This window comes from Paenibacillus sp. J31R30 (assembly GCF_059692115.1).
The window spans coordinates 1,126,001-1,145,627 of the sequence record NZ_JCAUAV010000001.1; the positions used below are offsets into that span (position 1 = coordinate 1,126,001).

At 44.5% G+C, this 19,627-nt stretch carries 17 protein-coding genes and 1 other annotated feature; of the genes, 10 read left to right on the plus strand and 7 right to left on the minus strand.

Annotation, left to right across the window (positions count from 1 at the left end; genetic code table 11):
• Positions 1–98 precede the first annotated feature (98 nt).
• On the plus strand, positions 99–800 hold the full coding sequence (locus tag AC58QO_RS04235; protein ID WP_497264389.1) for a 5'-methylthioadenosine/adenosylhomocysteine nucleosidase: 702 nt from the start codon (positions 99–101) through the stop codon (positions 798–800).
• Between the two features lie 69 nt (positions 801–869).
• Here the strand turns inward: AC58QO_RS04235 and AC58QO_RS04240 are convergent, their stop codons facing one another.
• Both AC58QO_RS04240 and AC58QO_RS04245 read right to left on the minus strand, forming a co-directional pair.
• Positions 870–2,057: an acetoin utilization protein AcuC gene (locus AC58QO_RS04240; RefSeq protein ID WP_497264033.1), complete on the minus strand. Its 1,188-nt coding sequence runs from the start codon at positions 2,055–2,057 to the stop codon at positions 870–872.
• Between the two features lie 68 nt (positions 2,058–2,125).
• A complete protein-coding gene (locus AC58QO_RS04245) occupies positions 2,126–2,764 on the minus strand; it encodes a GNAT family N-acetyltransferase (protein WP_497264034.1) in 639 nt (212 codons plus the stop codon).
• A 314-nt stretch (positions 2,765–3,078) separates the two neighbouring features.
• Here AC58QO_RS04245 and acsA point away from each other — a divergent pair, with 314 nt between their 5' ends.
• Positions 3,079–4,803 carry an acetate--CoA ligase gene (gene acsA / locus AC58QO_RS04250; protein WP_497264036.1) on the plus strand — a complete coding sequence of 575 codons (1,725 nt, stop codon included), beginning with the start codon at positions 3,079–3,081 and terminating at the stop codon, positions 4,801–4,803.
• A 125-nt stretch (positions 4,804–4,928) separates the two neighbouring features.
• On the opposite strand, the gene AC58QO_RS04255 is transcribed toward acsA, so the two are convergent.
• Positions 4,929–8,063 carry a transglycosylase domain-containing protein gene (locus AC58QO_RS04255; protein WP_497264037.1) on the minus strand — a complete coding sequence of 1,045 codons (3,135 nt, stop codon included), beginning with the start codon at positions 8,061–8,063 and terminating at the stop codon, positions 4,929–4,931.
• Between the two features lie 127 nt (positions 8,064–8,190).
• Positions 8,191–8,467, plus strand: a binding site (T-box leader).
• A gap of 51 nt (positions 8,468–8,518) precedes the next feature.
• Here AC58QO_RS04255 and tyrS point away from each other — a divergent pair.
• Complete coding sequence (tyrS, locus tag AC58QO_RS04260) at positions 8,519–9,778, plus strand: tyrosine--tRNA ligase (protein ID WP_497264038.1); 1,260 nt, start codon at positions 8,519–8,521, stop codon at positions 9,776–9,778.
• Between the two features lie 53 nt (positions 9,779–9,831).
• On the opposite strand, the gene rpsD is transcribed toward tyrS, so the two are convergent.
• Entirely contained in the window at positions 9,832–10,431 is a 600-nt protein-coding gene (gene rpsD, locus AC58QO_RS04265) for a 30S ribosomal protein S4 (protein ID WP_056612460.1), read from the minus strand.
• 350 nt (positions 10,432–10,781) lie between these two features.
• On the opposite strand from rpsD, the gene AC58QO_RS04270 reads away from it, so the two are divergent.
• The 4 genes from AC58QO_RS04270 to AC58QO_RS04285 all read left to right on the plus strand — a co-directional run bounded on the left by AC58QO_RS04270 (position 10,782) and on the right by AC58QO_RS04285 (position 14,424).
• Positions 10,782–12,767, plus strand: coding sequence for a diguanylate cyclase (locus AC58QO_RS04270; protein WP_497264039.1), 1,986 nt, complete (start codon positions 10,782–10,784; stop codon positions 12,765–12,767).
• Positions 12,768–12,965: 198 nt separating this feature from the next.
• Entirely contained in the window at positions 12,966–13,649 is a 684-nt protein-coding gene (locus AC58QO_RS04275; RefSeq protein ID WP_497264040.1) for a TVP38/TMEM64 family protein, read from the plus strand.
• A 115-nt stretch (positions 13,650–13,764) separates the two neighbouring features.
• A complete protein-coding gene (locus AC58QO_RS04280) occupies positions 13,765–14,013 on the plus strand; it encodes an HPr family phosphocarrier protein (RefSeq protein WP_497264041.1) in 249 nt (82 codons plus the stop codon).
• A 123-nt stretch (positions 14,014–14,136) separates the two neighbouring features.
• A complete protein-coding gene (locus AC58QO_RS04285; protein WP_056612445.1) occupies positions 14,137–14,424 on the plus strand; it encodes an Fpa/YlaN family protein in 288 nt (95 codons plus the stop codon).
• Positions 14,425–14,460: 36 nt separating this feature from the next.
• Here the strand turns inward: AC58QO_RS04285 and cax are convergent, their stop codons facing one another.
• Positions 14,461–15,507 carry a calcium/proton exchanger gene (gene cax / locus AC58QO_RS04290; protein ID WP_497264043.1) on the minus strand — a complete coding sequence of 349 codons (1,047 nt, stop codon included), beginning with the start codon at positions 15,505–15,507 and terminating at the stop codon, positions 14,461–14,463.
• A gap of 162 nt (positions 15,508–15,669) precedes the next feature.
• On the opposite strand from cax, the gene AC58QO_RS04295 reads away from it, so the two are divergent.
• Entirely contained in the window at positions 15,670–16,047 is a 378-nt protein-coding gene (locus AC58QO_RS04295) for an Asp23/Gls24 family envelope stress response protein (protein WP_057314793.1), read from the plus strand.
• Positions 16,048–16,080: 33 nt separating this feature from the next.
• On the opposite strand, the gene ftsW is transcribed toward AC58QO_RS04295, so the two are convergent.
• Together ftsW and AC58QO_RS04305 are read right to left on the minus strand one after the other, a co-directional pair.
• A complete protein-coding gene (ftsW, locus tag AC58QO_RS04300) occupies positions 16,081–17,259 on the minus strand; it encodes a putative lipid II flippase FtsW (protein ID WP_497264044.1) in 1,179 nt (392 codons plus the stop codon).
• Positions 17,260–17,272: 13 nt separating this feature from the next.
• Positions 17,273–17,620 (minus strand): YugN family protein, encoded by a 348-nt coding sequence (locus tag AC58QO_RS04305; RefSeq protein WP_056612435.1) that lies wholly within the window; start codon positions 17,618–17,620, stop codon positions 17,273–17,275.
• A 205-nt stretch (positions 17,621–17,825) separates the two neighbouring features.
• On the opposite strand from AC58QO_RS04305, the gene AC58QO_RS04310 reads away from it, so the two are divergent.
• Entirely contained in the window at positions 17,826–18,995 is a 1,170-nt protein-coding gene (locus AC58QO_RS04310; protein ID WP_497264045.1) for a M20 family metallopeptidase, read from the plus strand.
• Between the two features lie 67 nt (positions 18,996–19,062).
• Positions 19,063–19,512 (plus strand): CBS domain-containing protein, encoded by a 450-nt coding sequence (locus AC58QO_RS04315; RefSeq protein WP_497264046.1) that lies wholly within the window; start codon positions 19,063–19,065, stop codon positions 19,510–19,512.
• Positions 19,513–19,627: the final 115 nt, after the last annotated feature.

The window sequence follows — 19,627 nt, forward strand, 5'->3', positions numbered from 1 at the left end:
GTGAAAAATAAACCAAATAAACCTCTAATCGTGTCATTCCATTCTGGAAGAGGCGCGGTGGAGGTTTTCTCATGTAGGAAGAGAGAGAGGACAAAATGATGACGTGGAATAAACTAGCCCTTATCGGTGCGATGAATGAAGAAATCGAGCTGCTCGTAGCTCATATGACAGATGTGCGTGAGTCTGTAAAAGCGGGAATTACATTCCGAGAAGGAACTTACTTTGGAAGAAATGTCGTCGTTTGCCGTACAGGCGTAGGGAAAGTGAATGCTGCGGTTACTACGCAAATTCTAATTGATCAGTTCGGTGTTGAGGCCGTTATTTTCACTGGTGTCGCAGGGGCGTTGGATCCTGAGTTGCAGATCGGCGATCTTGTTATTTCAACAGAATGCGTACAACATGATATGGATGTAACTGCACTTGGATTTCCTCGTGGCGTGATTCCTTACGCGGATAGCTCCGTGTATGTTGCGGACAGTAAGCTTGTTGATTTAGCCGTAGCTTCCGGTGAGAAATTGTTCGCAGGTAAAGTGAAGAAGGGCAGAGTACTTTCTGGCGATCAGTTTATTGCGAGCAGGGAAGTGGTGGCTAGCCTCCATCAAGAGTTGAACGGTGTATGTGTTGAGATGGAAGGATCTTCGGTTGCGCAGGTTTGTGCGATGAATGGCATTCCATACGTTGTTCTGCGCTCCATGTCCGATAAAGCGGATGGTTCTGCACATGTGAATTTCGCGGAGTTTACGGTGATTGCTTCGGAGAATTCGTATAAAATGGTTGAAGAGATGGTTAAATCGCTGTAAGTTTAATGAAAAAAAGCTCAGTACATCGCCAAACAGGCGGGATCTGAGCTTTTTTCTTTGAAATGAGTATTATTTCAAATACATCATGGCGAGTTCTTTCGTTTGCCGATTCTTCTCGGTTATCGCTTGGCGCCTAGGAATCGGCGCCCATGCGTGGGCCGGGTCGAGCCACGTCTCCACGAGTGGGACGGGGCTCTTGCCCTGCCAGGCGTCCAGCCACGCCTGGGGCAGCCTCAGCTGGGGATCCGCCTCCAGCTGACTCAATATGTCCTGCTCGCTCATCACGAGCCAGAGCAGGCTCCAAGCCCGCGGTACGACACGCCAGATGTCGTACCCGCCGCCCCCGAGCGCGACCCACCGACCTTCGCACCATTGGTGCGCAAGTCGATGGATAAGCTCGGGCATAGCTTTGTACACGCGCATGGAGCAATGCACATGCGCGAGCGGGTCGAAGGCATGGGCGTCGCACCCATGCTGTGAGATAATGACGTCCGGCTGGAAACGGGCGATCATCTCGGTCAGCACCTCGCTGAAGCATTCCAGCCAGGAATCATCCTCGGTGTAAGGCTCCACCGGGATGTTCACGCAAGTGCCGAACGCGTCGCCTTCTCCGCGTTCATTCACAGCGCCAGTGCCGGGGAATAAATATTTCCCCGTCTCGTGAATGGAGAGCGTGCCGACCTGCGGGTCGGTGTAGAAACTCCACTGCACGCCATCCCCGTGATGCACATCGGTGTCGATGTACAACACTTTGGCGTTGTACTTTTCTTTGGCATAGGCGATGGCTGCAGATGCGTCATTGTAGACGCAGAAGCCCGCACCCTTGCTCTGCAGGGCGTGGTGGAGCCCGCCGCCTAAATGCAAGGCATGCGGAACTTGACCCGACATCACGAGGTCTACGGCACGGATGGAGCCGCCTACAACCTTCGCTGTGATGTCATGCATCTCAGGGAAGTAGGGGGTATCGTCCGTGTCTAGTCCGAATCGGTTTGCCTCGCGCACCCATCGTTCATCAGGCACGGGCGCACTTAGTGCTTTCACAGCCTCGATATAAGGGGCTGCATGCACGCGGAGCAGATCCACATCAGTCGCCGAATTTGCCGTGATCAGAGCGCTGTCGGGGAGTGCGCCAGACTTGCGCAGCAGATCTACAGTCATGATAAGACGATCCTGATTGAAGGGATGGTTATCATTAAACTTATATTGAATTTCTTGATCATCATAGATAAACACAGGTTGCGTTAACTTCTTGTTCATATTCCAAATTCCCCCGAATTGGCTAACAATTTCGTTTGAAGTTATGTGAAAATCTTCAACACCTAGAGCTAATACATAAAGCGCTGTTGAAACCGTACACGATCGAACTGCTCGATCGATGAGATGGGGACCTGCTTCCCGGTTCTCACCATAAGACAGTTGGCGGGATGTGAGCATATTTCAGGATCATCCGTCGCAAACCAGATCATATCGACGCTTTTCATCAGCTTCTCCATCATCTGACGATATTCCCAAACTGTTAATTTACTGGTTTCCAAATCCCAATGCCAATAATATTCCGTGGTGAAGCAAATGACATTTTCCATTTGATCGCTTTCAAAGGCGAGCTGGATCATCTTTTTGCCTAAACCCATCGATCTGTAATCATCTGCGACCTCTATAGCGCCGAGCTCGATTAAATCTTTCATATTTCCCTGGGACCAGCGCTCGATTTCGTCTGCATAGTGGAAAGTGACGTAACCGACAATGGTGGATCCATCCCTAGCAAGAATGATTCGCCCTTCAGGTAAACCTGCAATCTCAATAAGGGCTTCATGCTGTTCTTTGGGTCTACGAAAGGCATCGAGTTTCGTGTGCATCGTGAGATCCTGCAGTTTTTCAGGTGGAACGGGGCCCTCAATTATAATTTCAGGTTGATCGGGAGCACTGCGCAAGCTTTGTGAGTGATAGATTTTGATATGCTGCATAACCTTGGCTCTCCTTCTAAAAAACAGCATGATGGGCATTTCCTTTACGAAAAATATAAGAATTTATATGTTTCACATAATTAGTTGGCTATATTTCTCCATAAACGCTCCCGTCCAAGAAGAACGGAGTAGTCGTTTATTTTGGATTCATAGTATTTATATACCAAAATTTTGTGCGAAATCATAGCAAAACTTAAACATAGGCGAAATATTCTGAGTGTGTTATAATAGAACATGTCAAAAATCGATCACATTTTGCTCGAATTCATCAGTAAAGTGAAAGCGGTTTATCTCGTGAGGAGGGTTTTACGTTTATGGATCAAATCAAAGATGAACTCATTAAATCAGTATCCCTTAATCCTAACATGGAAAATTACGAACAAACACATGCGACATTTGATTGGAAAGAGATCGAGAAAAGCTTTTCCTGGTACGAAACAGGCAAAGTAAATATGGCATATGAAGCCATTGACCGCCATGCGGAAGGCGCGAAGAAGGATAAAATTGCTTTATACTACAGTGACAGCACACGGGATGAAGCGATTACATTTGGACAAATGAAAGAAAGATCCAATCAGTTCGGGAATGTCCTTAGAGGTCTAGGCATTGGCAAAGGCGAGAGAGTTTTCATTTTCATGCCGCGGACACCTGAGTTGTATTATTCTTTACTTGGATCACTTAAAGTAGGCGCGGTTGTTGGCCCTCTTTTTGAAGCTTTTATGGAAACAGCGGTTAGAGACCGTTTGGCCGATAGTGAAGCTGTAGCGATTATTACGACACCTAGTCAGCTTTCGCGTGTACCTTATAATGAACTTCCACACTTGAAGCATGTGATTCTCGTTGGAGAGAACATTGAATTAGGTGAAGGGCAAGTTGATTACCATAAAGAAATGGCGAGCGCTTCCACGGAGCTGGATATCGAATGGTTGGATCGTGAGGATGGATTAATTATCCATTACACATCGGGTTCAACTGGGAAGCCGAAAGGTGTATTCCACGTTCAAAATGCGATGCTGCAGCACTATTATACGGGACAAATTGTTCTTGATCTAAAAGAAGATGACATCTACTGGTGTACAGCCGATCCAGGTTGGGTAACAGGGACTTCCTATGGGATCTTCGCTCCATGGTTGAATGGCGCGACGAATGTGATCCGCGGAGGGCGTTTCAGTCCACAAGATTGGTACAATACACTTCAGAAATATAAAGTTACTGTATGGTACAGTGCCCCAACTGCTTTCCGCATGTTGATGGGTGCTGGTGACGATGTTTCAACTGGGTACGATTTGTCAGCACTTCGTCATGTATTGAGTGTGGGAGAGCCGTTGAATCCAGAAGTTGTTAGATGGGGAATGAAGGTCTATAACCAACGTATTCACGATACATGGTGGATGACGGAGACAGGCGGACAATTGATTTGCAACTATCCATCGATGACGATTAAACCAGGCTCAATGGGTCGCCCGATTCCGGGTGTTGAAGCTGCTATTATTGATGATGCTGGAAACGTTCTGCCTCCGAATCGGATGGGGAACCTTGCGATCAAAACACCTTGGCCATCGATGATGCGTAAAATTTGGAATAATCCATCCAAATATGAAGAGTACTTCCGTCTGACGGGCTGGTACGTTTCTGGGGATTCCGCTTATCAAGACGAGGATGGCTACTTCTGGTTCCAAGGTCGTGTTGATGACGTTATTAACACTGCAGGCGAGCGAGTTGGCCCATTTGAAGTAGAGAGCAAGCTTGTTGAGCATCCTGCTGTTGCAGAAGCAGGGGTGATCGGGAAACCAGACCCTATGCGTGGGGAAATCATCAAAGCGTTTATCGCGTTGCGTGAAGGCTACGTAGCTTCGGACGAACTGAAAGCTGAGATTTCGAAATTCGTGAAGGAAGGGCTCTCTGCCCATGCGGCACCACGTGAAATTGAATTCAAAGACAAACTGCCTAAGACACGCAGTGGGAAGATCATGCGCCGTGTACTTAAAGCCTGGGAGTTAAACCTTCCGACTGGTGACTTGTCAACGATTGAAGATTAATTAGCTCTAAATATAAAGCTTTCTCCGCACCCTGCATGGTGCAGAGGAAGCTTTTTTTGTGTTTTGTGTGATACATAATAGGAAAAGAGGAAGAACCTGGCCGCGGCCAGGTTCTTCCTCTTTTCCTATTTGTTATATGCAATTGTGGCAGAGAATTTGGACTCGCCGGCATCATTAATGGCTGTGATTTTGTAATAACCATTGTAAGCAGCCGCAAAGTAGTGGAACTCCGTACCATTCTCAACGGTGCCTAACTTCATATATGTGCCCTTTTCTTTGTCGCTAAAGTACACCACATACTGTTTAACCTTGTCTTTGGCATCATTGGCTTTCCAGGTCAGGACGAGAGACGCGACCTCAGCTTTCGCTTTAATGCCGGTTGGGGCAGCGGGTGCATCCTTCGAGACTGGTTTGCCATTCGGAGTACCTGTTCCACCATTCGTTCCCGGTGAAGGTAGTGTCAGATCTGGCAATGGATTGCCATTGCTGTCGACACCTGGAATGAGTAAGGAATCTAAGCTGCTTCCGTCCGTATAAGAGGATCGACTTGGAACAGATTCTTTGCCCGCAACATCCACTGCGGTAACATAGTAGCCTGTTATTGCAGCGGTTTGAAGCTGATCAACAAACTTCGCTTCGGCGCCTGCAAGCACAACTTTGCCACCCATCAGCTGGAACTTGCCTTGATTATCCGAACGGTAAATGCGATAACCAACAATATCAGCATCTGTGTTCGGTTGGAAAGTAATTGTCGCTGTATCACCTGATTTGACTGTTACGACGTTGGCTGGCGCTGGTGGTACTTTGCCATCATCTGCCCTCGGATCCATCTCAGCAGGTGCATCTACATCATAATCTTCCGGCTTATAGAAATCGATAGGCTTTCTGCTTTTCTCAGGAAGCTTCTGCATCGCTTCATCGATTTCTTTTAACAATTGGGTGATTGATTTTTGTCGTTTAATAACGACCTTCTCTTGCACGAAGTCAGCTGGCGTACTCTCTTGAGCTACATAATTGAGCCCATTGAGCGAGCTGATTTTCATTTTAACCATGACATTATCTGTTTGTGTAGGCAAATACTTTTTGTTGAAAATATCAGTTACCGTATGATCCGAACCTGTCGTCAATTCACTCGGCAGCATGCCGGATAGACTGGACACAGTAGCTGAAACAATTCCGTCTGGTTTAGCAAATGTCTTGGTCGGGAAAAGATTCGGTTTTTGCTCGATAGTTTTGTTCATAATGAGAGCCCAGACATCTTTGGCATGGTTGGTTTGGCCAGTTTTGGACGACAGTTTATTAATCGGCTGATCATAACCAATCCACACACCTACTGTAATATCAGGGGTAAAGCCCATGAACCAAGCATCAGCATCATCCTGTGTGGAACCTGTTTTCCCAGAGATTTCGATTTTGCCGTATGATTTGAATTTCTTCATGAGATCAGCAGCCGTACCTTGGCTAGCGTTACTAATGACGGTTTTCATCATATCCGTAATGAGGTAAGCACTTTGCGGTGAGTACACCGTTTGCGGCTTCTGCTCATGGGCATAAATCGTTTTGCCATTCGAATCTTTAATCTCGCGTATTAAGTACGGTGCATTGAATACGCCCTTATTCGGAATGGAAGCATAAGCACCTGCCAATTCCTTGACAGAGGTTCCGCGGCTTAAACCGCCAATAACACCTGTCTGCGCTGCATTGTCTTCTTTGGTAAGAGAGGTAATGCCTAGTTTCTTAGCAAAATCCCAAGCTTGCGTGATGCCGACTTTATTGAGAAACACATCGATAGCAGGGATGTTATAGGACTGATTTAAAGCTCTACGTGCTGTCATCAAGCCATGGAACTTATGATCCCAGTTTTCTGGTAGATGGAAGCCTTTAACGCCGTCTTTGAGAATGATTGGAATATCATCCACAATACTTGCTGGTTGCAAGACTCCTTTTTCGAGGGCAGGGATGTAAGCGGCAATTGGCTTCATCGTTGATCCAGGCTGTCTGTAAGCTTGGGTCGCGTGATTGAGCTGCTCGTCGAAGAAGTCACGGCCTTCAATCATGCCCTTGATCGCTCCTGTTTTGGAATCAATCATGATGGCGCCTACTTGCTCGATACCGCCTTTTTTCTCATCCGTTGGTGCGAAATTCTTGTCATTGCTCGAAATCTCATGCATCGAATCATAAATTGTTTTATCAATGGTCGTGTAAATTTGATACCCGCCGCGTAATAGCTGTGTATGTATGTTTTTGAGCGCATCATTATAAGCGGTTGGGTTCGTTTTCGGATCCAATGTAGGATTCTGAATCTTCAATAAAATTTCTGCAGCTTCTTGTTCGGTTTCGATCATCAGATAAGGGTACGTTGTGTACGCTTTTTGTGCCGCTGCAGGCATCGATGCTTTGAGATCGAATTTGAGAGCTTCTTGATATTGATCGCTGGTAATTTTGTTCTCTTCCATCATTCGCTTCAGTACTAATTGCTGACGTGTTACCGCTTTTTTGTAGCCATCCTCATCGAATGCGGGCTTACTCGTAAATGCCGAGTATTGCGAAGGGGATTGTGGCAATCCAGCTAAATAAGCAGCTTGCGCAATGTTCAATTTGTCCAAGTCGTCGATGTTGAACAAGCCTTTGGCAGCGGCTTTAATGCCATACAGATTATAGCCAGTTGCCCCATTGCCATAAGGGATTTTGTTTAAGTAAGCGAGCAGAATTTCATCCTTCGACATGATACGTTCCATGCGAAGTGCAAGCAGCAGTTCTCTTGCTTTTCGGCCGTCATCACGATCTAGTGTTAGGAAAACGCGCCTAGCTAGCTGCTGTGTGATTGTACTGCCGCCGGTTTGCACATCTTCATTAAGAAGCTTCTGTGTAACCGCACGGTAGAGACCGCGAAAATCGATACCGCGATGATTGTAGAAATCCTTGTCCTCAATGGATAGGACCGCGTCTAACAAATTTTGCGGGATGTCTTCAAGCTGTGCAAGACGTCGATCTTCTTCTGTACGTAATTGTCCAATGACCGCATCATCATTGAAATAGGCAAAGCCCGTGATCGCATTCTCTTGCATTTGCTGGCGAATCGCTTCTTCGCTGCGGATCGGATCTTTCTTAACAAGTGCACTGACATATCCGAAAGCGGCGGATCCACCAAGTAGGCCAGCTAAAAAGACGCAGATGATGGCCCATTTTAAGGTAATCCCAGTTACTTTAAGTGTTGTTCTAACCCAGGGGCGATTCCATTTCGCGAAAAAATTGCGCATAAGTTCCAATATCCTCCTTACATGAACCCATATAGTATATCATAATTGCACCTTTTGCGGTAATGCTGATGGGAGAAAGGTTCGGTTTATTGTTTGACAAGCATCGGAATCCTGTGTTATAACAAGAACAAATGCGTTGATGGATCAGCAGTAGGTAGCTTGTGGATGCTTTCAGAGAGCCGGTGGAGGGTGCGAACCGGTACCTGCAGGTTAGTGAATTACGGTCTTGAGCAGTAAATGGGAACCTGCAGGAATGTGCCTGCACAAGTAGTATTTACCGATTAAACCTCGTTATCGGTTCTTGAGTGAAAATAGCACGCCGTGCCTACGACTTTCGTTATAGATGTACGTAACTGCTGTTTTAATTAGGGTGGTACCGCGAGTCAAGTCTTCTCGTCCCTTTGGGATAAGAAGGCTTTTTTTGTTTCTCATTTTACAATAAAGGATGGTTGAACATGAGTATTCTGAAGGATTTAGAGTTTCGTGGATTGCTGCATCAAATTACGGATAGAGAAGGTCTGGACAAAAAGTTGAGCGAAGAACGCGTTGTTCTTTATTGTGGCTTTGATCCGACAGCGGATAGCTTGCATATCGGCAGTCTGCTTCCTATTTTAACCTTGAGAAGATTCCAGCTTGCTGGTCATATTCCATTAGCATTAGTTGGCGGTGGGACGGGGCTTATTGGCGATCCGAGTGGTAAAGCGAACGAACGCACATTGAACGGGCCAGAGGTTGTAGAAGCCTGGTCACAAAGTATTAAAAATCAACTTTCTCGTTTTCTTGATTTCTCCACAGAAATTGAAAATAGTGCCGAGCTTGTAAACAATTACGATTGGTTAGGCTCTCTGAATGTGATTGAGTTCTTACGTGATGTGGGCAAAAACTTTACAGTGAACTACATGTTGGCAAAAGATTCTGTGGATTCTCGGATAACGAAAGGGATTTCGTTCACAGAATTCAGCTACATGATCCTTCAATCGTATGATTTCTTGAAGTTAAATGAAACGAAGAACTGTTCCGTACAAATTGGCGGCAGCGATCAATGGGGGAATATTACCGCAGGACTAGAGTTGATTGGCAAATCAACGGATCGACGCGCATTCGGTGTAACGCTGCCGCTTGTTACGAAGAGTGATGGTCAGAAGTTCGGTAAAACAGAAGGCGGAGCTATTTGGCTGGATGCAAACAAAACTTCTCCGTACCAGTTTTACCAATTCTGGTTAGGAACAGCGGATAATGATGTCATTCGCTTCCTGAAATATTTCACATTTGAATCCCATGAGGAAATTGGGCGTTTGGAAGTTGAAGTGCAGAATGAGCCGGGTAAAAGAGAAGCTCAGAAAGTGCTAGCGCGGGAAGTAACGAAGCTTGTTCACGGGGGAGAAGCGTTAGAAAGTGCACTTAACATAACAGCTGCTCTGTTCAGTGGAGATATTCAGTCATTGTCACGTACTGAAATTGAAGAGGCATTCAAAGATGTACCATCGACTACATTGGAGCAAGATGACGTTGCTTTAATTGATCTGCTTATTTCTGTAGGTGCTGCCCCGTCCAAACGTCAGGCGCGTCAAGACATTGAAAGTGGAGCTGTTACCGTAAATGGTGTTAAGGTGACAGATCTTGAAGTAACGACGAGTAAATTGGGCCGTCTTGGTGATGCCTATCTCATCATTCGCCGCGGCAAAAAGAATTACTTCCTTGTCAAATTCGCCTAATTTTACGCAACAAAATAACCCCCTTAGGGTAATCCCTAAGGGGGTTTCTTTTATTAACGGCTGTAGAACTCGACGATTTGTTTCTCGTCAATTTCTTGTGGAAGCTCGGAACGTTCTGGTAAACGGATGTATTTACCTTCTACGCTTGCGTCGTTAAACTCAAGGTAAGTTGGAAGGTAGTTACGGTTAGCAAGAGCTTCTTTCACAGTGGAAAGGCCTTTGCTTCTTTCACGAAGTGAAATCACATCACCAGTGGATACGATGTAAGAAGCGATATCAACTTTTTTGCCGTTCACAGTTACGTGACCATGAGCAACGAGTTGACGAGCACCTGCACGGGAGTTGGAAAGACCAAGACGGTAAACCAAGTTGTCTAGGCGGCTTTCAAGCAATACCATGAAGTTTTCACCGGCAATACCTTTAAGCTTGGAAGCTTTGTCGAACAAGTTGCGGAATTGTTTTTCGTTCAAACCGTACATGTGACGAAGCTTTTGCTTCTCATTCAATTGTACGCCGTAACCGCTCATTTTTTTGCGTTGTCCTGGGCCATGTTGACCTGGAGGGAATGGGCGTTTCAAGTCTTTACCGTTACCACTCAAGGAAATACCAACTCGGCGGCTTAATTTGAATTTAGGTCCTGTATAACGTGACATTTAGGGAAAACTCCTTCTCATGACAATTAGTTTAGTAAATAGCATCTAGATGTCAGGGTGAAGACAAGTGCCCGATTTTGCTAACGAATCATAAAGTGATTCCCTGTCAAGAGTAGTTCAGCCGCTGTCTTGTCAGGAGCAAAAGCAGTGAGGGTGATCACAAATGGCATTCACCGAAATCATGGTGTTACTCGACTTCTAATTTTATTAAAAACAGGGGCAAGTGTCAAGTCTCTCTCGGCCCCAATGAGAGGAAAATATCGTGCAATAGCAGATAAAAAATAGTATGATAGAAGAAAGTAGATTAAATTGGTGCTTAAGAACTATTGTTAGTGAGTGAAGGAGAGCCTATGAGTGAACTTCGCAGTATACAAAAGCATAGTCGTTCAGAACACTATGACGTGTTTCTTCGGCAAGGCTTTATACTTTCTGGCAACTTTTCTTACGAGGGTTTGCAGGTAACCCCCATTTTACACCATGCCTTTGAGAACTGGAATCAACAATTCGGTGCTTATATGCTGCCTTCACAAACGGCTCTGCTGTGCGTAAATGAGCATCTGTGCGTGATCGAATCGTGTTCGAATGACACGCCTTCGATTGATAACTTCATGCAACCAGGGGTCTCGTGGAAAGCCACAGATCGTGGTGATAATCCGTTTGCCCGCTGTGAAAGTGTAGGTCATATCCTGCTGATTAATGGCTCCGAATGGCAGGTGCGAGAGTTTGCATCGTATCAAGTTGCGGTTTCGCCAGTTATGGATATGCAAGGTGAGGTCCAATTTTATTTAGGACTTTTTACCCAATCGAACATAAATATGGAAAATTTAGCACAATTACTATATAGTCTTGCTCTTTCATTTCAAAGCTCCATTCTCCATGTTGAAGAACGCAGGAAATATGATCGCCTCAATAACCTTCATCATCAGAAGGAAATGGAAGCTAAGAAGCATGTTATTCTTTTCGAAGCTTCCAAGAAACTGCTTGCGAAGATTGATGTTCATTCTGTGTTGACAGAGGTTATTGAGTGTTTGGGGCGTGTATATCCCAACACACGAGTTGATTTATTGCTGTCGCAAGATAATGATTCTACGAATATATCCGTGAAGCCTTTGAACTTCCAGCGTACAGAGTCGGATATTCGAACTCGCGCTTTCATGGAAGGCCGAGTGATCTTTGAGCCAACTACAACAGGCAGCGTTTCGAGCTCAGGAAATATCGCGGCACCTTTATCAGGGAAGCAGGGCGTGTACGGTGTTCTGTACATGGAGTTTACGGACGAACTGATCGACGCATCGGATTTGCAATTCATTGAGCTGTTAGCAGACTCGGCGGGCACGGCATTTGAAAATGCGAAACTATACGAACAATCCAATCTTATGATTAACGAACTGCGGCTCATTAATGAAATTACAAAACAGCTTAATCAAAGTTTACGTCTAAATGAAATTTTCAATTCAGCATCTAGTGAAATTTTAAGTATTTTTGGGGCTGATTATAGCTGTATTCTTCAGAACTCCAAAGATAGTGATCAGTTAATTGTTCAGGCGACCAACTTACCTGCCATGTTTCATGAGACATTTACACTTGATCAAGGCTTTTCAGGTCTGATTTATTCGTCCAAGGAGCCGATCATTATTTCCGATTATTGGAGTAATGATAAAGTAAACTCAAGCTTAATGCAACGAACGAACTCCCGATCCCTGATTGGCTCACCTATCCTTGTGAATGGCCAAGTAGAGGGCGTCATCCTCATCGTGCATCGTTTGCCGAACTTCTTTTCATATGATAATTACAAGCTTCTACAAGTGCTTTCAAGCCATATTGGACTGGCCATGACGAATGCCTCTTTACATGCGGAAGTGAAGCGAATGGTCATTACGGATAATTTGACGGGGCTCTATGCTCGGCATTATTTGGATGAACAAGCGAATCTGATGCAGAAGAAAGATTTCTGTGGTTCTCTAATTGTTGTAGATATTGATAATTTCAAGAAGGTAAATGACACGCACGGCCATCAAATTGGAGATAAAATTCTAATCCATGTGAGCCAGATCATCAAGTCCAGTATTAGAGAAATGGATATCGCGGCTAGATGGGGCGGAGAAGAGCTTGCGGTGTATTTACCTCAAGTGTCCAAGGATCAGGCGATTCGGATTGGTGAGCGTATTCGCAGGCGTGTCATGGAAGAGACGCAACCACAAGTTTCAGTTTCGTGCGGTGTGTCCGATTGGAATTGGGAAGAAGATAAAATCAGCGTGGAATCACTCTTCTACCGAGCAGATATGGCTCTCTATCAAGCCAAACATAATGGCCGTAATCAAATTCAAATCGGTTGACGCTTATAGGTGCTTGTCTTCGGACAAGCGCTTTTTTCATTCATAAGCATGTGGTAAGCGGGGGAAGGAAGGTTGTATCAGGTTGAACTTATTTAATGTTCGATGAGCAATCGAAGGGGATAACGATCACTTGTTTGCTCTTCCTGAACCTCTTGTAACATGTTACAATGATTTGGTCTAAGGGAGGATGGTCGAATTTTGTCGGCATTAAAAAGTAAACGTACAGTTCTGCTCATTTGTATTATTATCGTGATCCTTGGCTTGCTTTATTTCTTCTTCTATAATCCTGTAGGTATTAAACTTGCACATAGTAACATGCGGCAGTTGTCTGGTCATTTAAGAGACATTGGCTGGCCTGGTAAAATAATTGGGATGAGTTTGATTTTCTTCCAAACATTCTTTCCGTTTATTCCGTTCGTCCTTGTAGCAGGTACTAATGTTGCAATATTTGGGATAAAAATGGGATTTCTTGTGAACTACGTCATGTCGTGCTTAGGAGCCATTGCTTCCTTTTATTTTGCACGTTATTATGGACATGCTTGGGTAGAAAAGAAACTCGAACGCTTTCCTTTGGTTACGCAATTTAGTAAGCGGATGGAGAGGCACGGCTTCTTCTACGTATTAATTGGACGTTTAATACCCATTCTTCCGTCTTCTGGCATCAACTTCTCTGCGGGTCTGACACGTATGAAATTTCGTCATTTCCTATGGGGCACGTTGCTGGGGAAATTTCCAATCGTTTTCTTGGAATCCATGATCGCTCATGATCTATTTCATTTTCAGAAATATAAGGGCAGATTGCTCTTATTGCTTGGTATATTAGTACTCCTTTTGTTTCTTGGAAATAGTGTGAAGCGAGCGCTTGCGCCGAAGACGAAATAAAGGGCTTACATGGAGAATGCAGGAAATTTTGTAGTTGCTTTCCCTTCCTGTTCCAAGTTATCATAGAGGAAGTAAGTTGACCAACTCATATGCGACTATAATGGAGGAATGAAATATGCCAAGTGCTAATAATGCAGCAATTGTTGAGATTTCCCAAACAGCGAATAAATTCAGATCATCTATCGTTCTTCAATACGACAATAAGTATATCGATGTAAAAAGTATTCTTGGTTTGTTTACTACACTACTTAGCTCCAGCAACTACGATTTGCATGTTCATGGTCCAGATGCTGAAGAAGCGAAAGCAGCTATGGCTGAAGTATTCGCAAAGCACAGTTTGGGCGTAAACGTCGTTCAAGATTAAAATTGTAACAAGAGAAGGTATTCTCAGAATCTCTGAGGGTACCTTCTCTTGTATATTACGGCAATTTCGCTTAATATAGATCATATAAGAACGGATGACTTTGCGTATAGGGGGAAGTTGGGAATGTCTTCATCTGATTTATTGCTGGATATGAATCAAAAGGCGCTTAATCTTCTTCAAGAAGATGCAGATAAAATCGAAAAGCTGATCGAAGTACAGATGGAAAATTTGACGACGCGTCAATGTCCACTATACGAAGAGGTATTAGATACGCAAATGTACGGACTTTCGCGGGAAATTGATTTTGCCATTCGAGCGGGACTGATCTCCGAATTGCCAGGCAAACAAATTCTAAATAAGCTTGAACGTAATCTTGCGCAGCTTTATGAAGCGTTGAACAATAAAAAGTAACCCCGAGGGGTTACTTTTTTTGTTATAAGCATGCAATTAAACGAGGAAGAATACGACACCAAGTATGATGTATACGAACAGGAGAAGGAGTCCTTCATACCAGTTCGTGGATCCATCCTGTGTGATGGACTTCGTTATGAACACGGCGACACCAATGGCCGCGATTTCATAGGTAGTAAAGACAATGTTCATTGGCGTACCACTTACGAAGAAACTCAGCAGGATAAGCACTGGGGCGACGAATAGCGCGATTTGCAAGGAGCTTCCGATTGCAATTTCAACGGCTGCACCCATTTTATTTTTCAAGGCCATCATGACCGCGGCACTATGCTCAGCGGCATTACCGATAATGGCAATGAGGAAAGCACCGACAAACAGGTCAGATAACCCGAATTTGTGTGTAACCTCTTCCAGCGTACCGACTAACCATTCACTCGTAAAGCCAACCATGGCCGTTGCAACGACGAGGAAGACAATGGAAAGGCCTTTAGACCAAGCTGCCTCACCGTGTTCGATTGCTTCATCGGAAAGAATACTTTTGTGGGTAATCATCGAGAATATCAGCCAAAGTAAATAAGCAACAATCAGGATAATAGCCACGATCATACTCATGGATGATGTTTCTTTGGTTGTCAAACCACCTGCAAAGATCGCTGGAATAAATAGTGCGACTACACCAAGAATCATTAAGGAAGAATTGTGCGATGCCATTTTGACATTAAAGGATTGTTCTTTGAACTTTAACCCACCTGCGAACAAGCTCAGACCAAGAACGAGTAACAAATTCCCGATGATGGCACCAGTAAGACTGGCTTTGACTACTTCAAACAGTCCGTCTCGGACTAAGAAGAAAGCAATGATAAGCTCTGCTGCATTACCAAATGTGGCGTTTAGAAAGCCTCCCATGCGGTCTCCTGCATAATGCGCTACGCTTTCAGTAGCTTTTCCTAAGAACCCAGCCACGAAAACAATGGCGACACAAGCAATTACGAATTGTAACGTTGTATCAAGGTGCATGTAATGTGCGATACCGGCTGCTACGAAAGAAACGAGCAACCCAATGTAGAATAATTTACCTTTCAATGGGAACCCTCCGACTCTAAAAATATTGGAACTTTTTAACTTCTTATAATATACCGACTTTGTTTACCAAAGTAAATTAAAATGGATACGAGCAGGCAGTTCTTGCTTTAAGCATTTGTTCTTATTACAATAGATTTATACCAAGTTTAGGGAGTGATCCGTATGTCCGAAGACAATCAAACTGGCTTAATTCGAATTTCTGATGATGTAGTATCGACAATTGCAGGACTTGCAGCCCTGGAAACAGCAGGCATAGCGGGCATGTCTGGTGGAATCTCTGAAGGCTTAGCGAAGCGTCTAAGCGGTAAAAACGTACAACGCGGCGTTTCTGTTGAAGTAGGGCAAGTTGAAGCTGCGATCGATTTGCGAGTGATCGTGAAATACGGCTCCCGAATCCAGGATGTATGCAGAGATCTCCAGGAGAACGTTCGGGAAGCTGTTGAAAATATGACAGGGTTAAATGTTGTTGAAGTGAATGTGAAAGTGGAAGGTGTGGCATTTACAGAAGAAGAAACGGAAGATCAGCTCCGTGTCAAATAAGCGCCATAAAAAAAAGACCCGATCGACGTTATATCATGTCGATAAGGGTCTTTTTTTATGTGTTTTCTGCGATTTTTGCGCAGCTGGAATTTCTTTGAACGTTTGTTCCCGAGATATCCCAAGGATGACCCCCATACTGATCAGGGAAACCATCATGGAGGAGCCTCCCGCTGAGATGAAGGGTAGTGTTACACCTGTAAGCGGAATGGTATTGGTAACGCCGCCGATATTAATAAAGGCTTGAATAGCGAACATAACCATAATGCCAACACCGGCTAACATCCCAAACAAGTCTGGGCAGCGGACTGCAATGAGAATACCGCGCCAAATGAAGACGAGATAGACGAGAAGGAATAAAGAGCTGCCAATGAATCCGAGCTCTTCACCGATAATAGCAAAGATGAAATCGTTATGTGCTTCCGGTAAATAGTGAAGCTTCTGAATACCTTGTCCGAATCCGGCGCCTGTTAATCCGCCGTGTCCGAAGGCATACAAGGATTGCACAACTTGCAAGCCTGATCCTTGCGGATCAGCAAAAGGATCCATAAACGAAGTGATCCGATCGACCCTAAAGTTAGAGTCCGTATTGCCCAGTACTAAGTACAATAGAACAGCTATCCCAAGGACTACCGTCAGAATAGTACCTAGATAAAAAATATGTTTGAGGTTGGAGCCTCCAACCATGATGACAATGGCAGAACACGTCAAGAGAATCATACAGGACCCGAAATCAGGCTGTAAGAGGATCAAACCGCACACGAAACCAACGATCAGGATAGCTGGGAGCAATCCCTTTTGAAAACTCCTAAATTTCTCTTCTTTATTACTGATCAGAGAGGCTAGATAGAGAATGACAATCAACTTGGCAAACTCGGTTGGTTGTATTCCGTATTTGCCCAGTGAGTACCAACTGCTCGCACCATTCGCTTTACTCGTGAAGACAACGAAAACTAACCCGAGTAAAACGAAGAAGAAAGCAGGGATGACGAGCTTCTTTAGTTTGGTGTAATGAATGTTCATGCAAAATAACATGCCAATCGTCCCGATGCCAACCGCGAATATTTGCTTTCTTGTGAAGAACCAAGGGTCATCCCATCGATAGGCACTTGTCATTGAGCTTGCGCTAAACACCATGACTAGACCGAAACAAACTAATACAAAGGTTAATAAGAGCAGCAGAAAATCCGGTGTTCCTCTTCGAGGGGGATTCATGCTGATTCCTCGCCTAGTCTGCTAATAATTGTTGCAGTTGGTCTAATTTTTGTTTGGAGATTTTGAGCACGTTTTCTGGGATTGGTGAATTGTAGTCCAAACCATGTGGGAACGTTTCTTTGCCTATGTAAGCTTCTTCTAGATATAATACAGCATAAGGAGATTCTAACTTGCCAGTTTCTACACGTGCGTTTACACGCAAGAAGTAGACAGCTTTACTTGCTTTATCTTCCATTTTGAAGTCGTAAGTAGCACGAGTGTATTCCCATTGCCAGCGAACAAAACCAAGTTTAGTTGTTACTTCGTCCAAGTGAGCCAAATCGCTTTTTAGGCCTTTTAAGCCAGTTGCTTCAATAATCAATTTTAACGCCTCCATATTGTACGTATGCATTCTTTTCTCATGATAGTATGTTTCTAAGGGTTCTGCAAGTCGATTGCCGTGTGTAAATTCTAATATTTGATGGCACTTTAAAGATGAAACCATGATTGATATTTGATAGAATAGGTTTTAAGTGAACATTTTTAGATAAAAGTAAGTGATTGAGAACGGGAGGTGGATGTATCTTATGAATCAATTTCAGGAAGAACTCCAAGCGATATATGAAGAAATGGTGGGCTGGAGACGTTATTTGCATCGGAATCCTGAGCTTTCCTACCATGAGTACCAGACAGCAGAGTTTGTAACTCAACATCTACTGAGCTGGGACATTGAAGTACGTACAGGCGTAGGCGGGAACGGTGTTGTCGGTTTGCTTCGCGGCAGCGGTGAGGGACCGACAGTTGCCCTTCGTGCGGACATGGACGCACTTCCGATTCAGGATGAGAAGAACTGTGACTATACATCAACGAAGAACGGGATTATGCATGCCTGTGGACATGATGCACATACATCAACTTTGCTCGGAATAGCCAAGGTAGCCAGCCAGCATCGGGCAGAACTGAAAGGGAATTTGGTCTTTCTGTTTCAGCATGCAGAAGAAATTTCTCCTGGCGGCGCTGACTCGATGATTAAAGCTGGAGCGCTGGATGGCGTAGACGCAGTATTCGGCGTTCACTTATGGACGCCGTTCCCAGTTGGACATGTCTACACGCGATCAGGGGCTTTCATGGCCGCGCCAGATGAGTTTACCATCAAGGTTCAAGGAAAAGGCGGTCACGGCGGTTTACCTCACCAAACAATTGATAGTGTCTATGTGTCCTCACAATTAGTTGTTAACATGCAATCCATTGTAAGTAGGCAAGTAGACCCTGTAGAACCTTGCGTTGTTAGTATTGGCTCATTCCATGGCGGCACTAGCTTCAATGTCATAGCGGAAACAAGCGTCCTCAATGGAACCGTGCGTACCTTTAATCCTGAGCTAAGACAAGATGTGAGAGCACGGATTGAGAGAATTGTGCAGGCGACATGCGAGATGTCTCAAGCAACGTATGAGCTAGAATATAAGCTTGGTTATCCAACCGTTATCAATGATGCCCATGAAGCAGCCCGTTTCTTCCAAGTAGGGACAACCTTGTTTGGTGAAGAGAACGTGCATGAATCTCCACTTATTATGGCCGGAGAAGACTTTTCCTATTATTTGCAAGAGAAGCCAGGATGCTTCATGTTTGTAGGTGCTGGTAATGTTGAAGCTGGTATCGTACATCCTCATCATCATCCGAAGTTCGACATTGATGAAAAGTCCATGTTAAACGCGGCGAATTTACTTCTGTCTATGGCCTTGGATTATATGGCATGAATGCCCTCGGAACTTTGGTGAATGCTAATGTAGCAATAATTTGTTGCACTACATGACATCAAGGAGGATGATGAAATTGCCAGACAAGCAAGTAAAAGAAATCATGAGTAAAGATTGCGTGACGGTTACCCTGCTGGATAACGTGTTCGAGATTGCTTTGAAAATGAAGCAGCACGATATTGGTTTTGTTGGAGTTGTTGACGGGAACAAGTTCATTGGCGGAGTGACAGACCGAGATTTAGTTGTTCGAGGCTATGCGGAGAAACATTCAGGTTCAACGGCTGTGGAAACAGTCATGACGAAAGATATGGTCACTGTTGATCCTAATACGTCTGTTGAAGAAGCTGCGAGAATCATGGCACAAAATCAAATTAGGCGGTTACCGGTTCTCGAAAATGGCGAGCTTGTTGGTATTGTAGCTATTGGCGATTTGGCCGTTAGAGGCAGTTTTGAAGACGAGGCTGGCGAAGCATTAAGCCGAATTTCGCAAGAGCGTACGCTTGTGGGAAGTCATTAACCAAACTTATCCAATTCATTTAGCAGCTTTTCCCAAATCTGAGGGAAGGCTGCTTTTTTTCGCTAATTTCTCTTTACGAGGTACATCCAAGTAAGCGATAATAAGAAACGAAATG

Bases quoted from the DNA above. Each gene is read 5' to 3' on its own strand.
- AC58QO_RS04245 (WP_497264034.1), bottom strand. From the start codon at position 2,764: ATGCAGCATATCAAAATCTATCACTCACAAAGCTTGCGCAGTGCTCCC.
- tyrS (WP_497264038.1), top strand. From the start codon at position 8,519: ATGAGTATTCTGAAGGATTTAGAGTTTCGTGGATTGCTGCATCAAATT.
- AC58QO_RS04270 (WP_497264039.1), top strand. From the start codon at position 10,782: ATGAGTGAACTTCGCAGTATACAAAAGCATAGTCGTTCAGAACACTAT.
- acsA (WP_497264036.1), top strand. From the start codon at position 3,079: ATGGATCAAATCAAAGATGAACTCATTAAATCAGTATCCCTTAATCCT.
- AC58QO_RS04295 (WP_057314793.1), top strand. From the start codon at position 15,670: ATGTCCGAAGACAATCAAACTGGCTTAATTCGAATTTCTGATGATGTA.
- AC58QO_RS04255 (WP_497264037.1), bottom strand. From the start codon at position 8,063: ATGCGCAATTTTTTCGCGAAATGGAATCGCCCCTGGGTTAGAACAACA.
- AC58QO_RS04280 (WP_497264041.1), top strand. From the start codon at position 13,765: ATGCCAAGTGCTAATAATGCAGCAATTGTTGAGATTTCCCAAACAGCG.
- AC58QO_RS04235 (WP_497264389.1), top strand. From the start codon at position 99: ATGACGTGGAATAAACTAGCCCTTATCGGTGCGATGAATGAAGAAATC.
- AC58QO_RS04240 (WP_497264033.1), bottom strand. From the start codon at position 2,057: ATGAACAAGAAGTTAACGCAACCTGTGTTTATCTATGATGATCAAGAA.
- AC58QO_RS04315 (WP_497264046.1), top strand. From the start codon at position 19,063: ATGATGAAATTGCCAGACAAGCAAGTAAAAGAAATCATGAGTAAAGAT.
- AC58QO_RS04310 (WP_497264045.1), top strand. From the start codon at position 17,826: ATGAATCAATTTCAGGAAGAACTCCAAGCGATATATGAAGAAATGGTG.
- AC58QO_RS04285 (WP_056612445.1), top strand. From the start codon at position 14,137: ATGTCTTCATCTGATTTATTGCTGGATATGAATCAAAAGGCGCTTAAT.
- rpsD (WP_056612460.1), bottom strand. From the start codon at position 10,431: ATGTCACGTTATACAGGACCTAAATTCAAATTAAGCCGCCGAGTTGGT.
- ftsW (WP_497264044.1), bottom strand. From the start codon at position 17,259: ATGAATCCCCCTCGAAGAGGAACACCGGATTTTCTGCTGCTCTTATTA.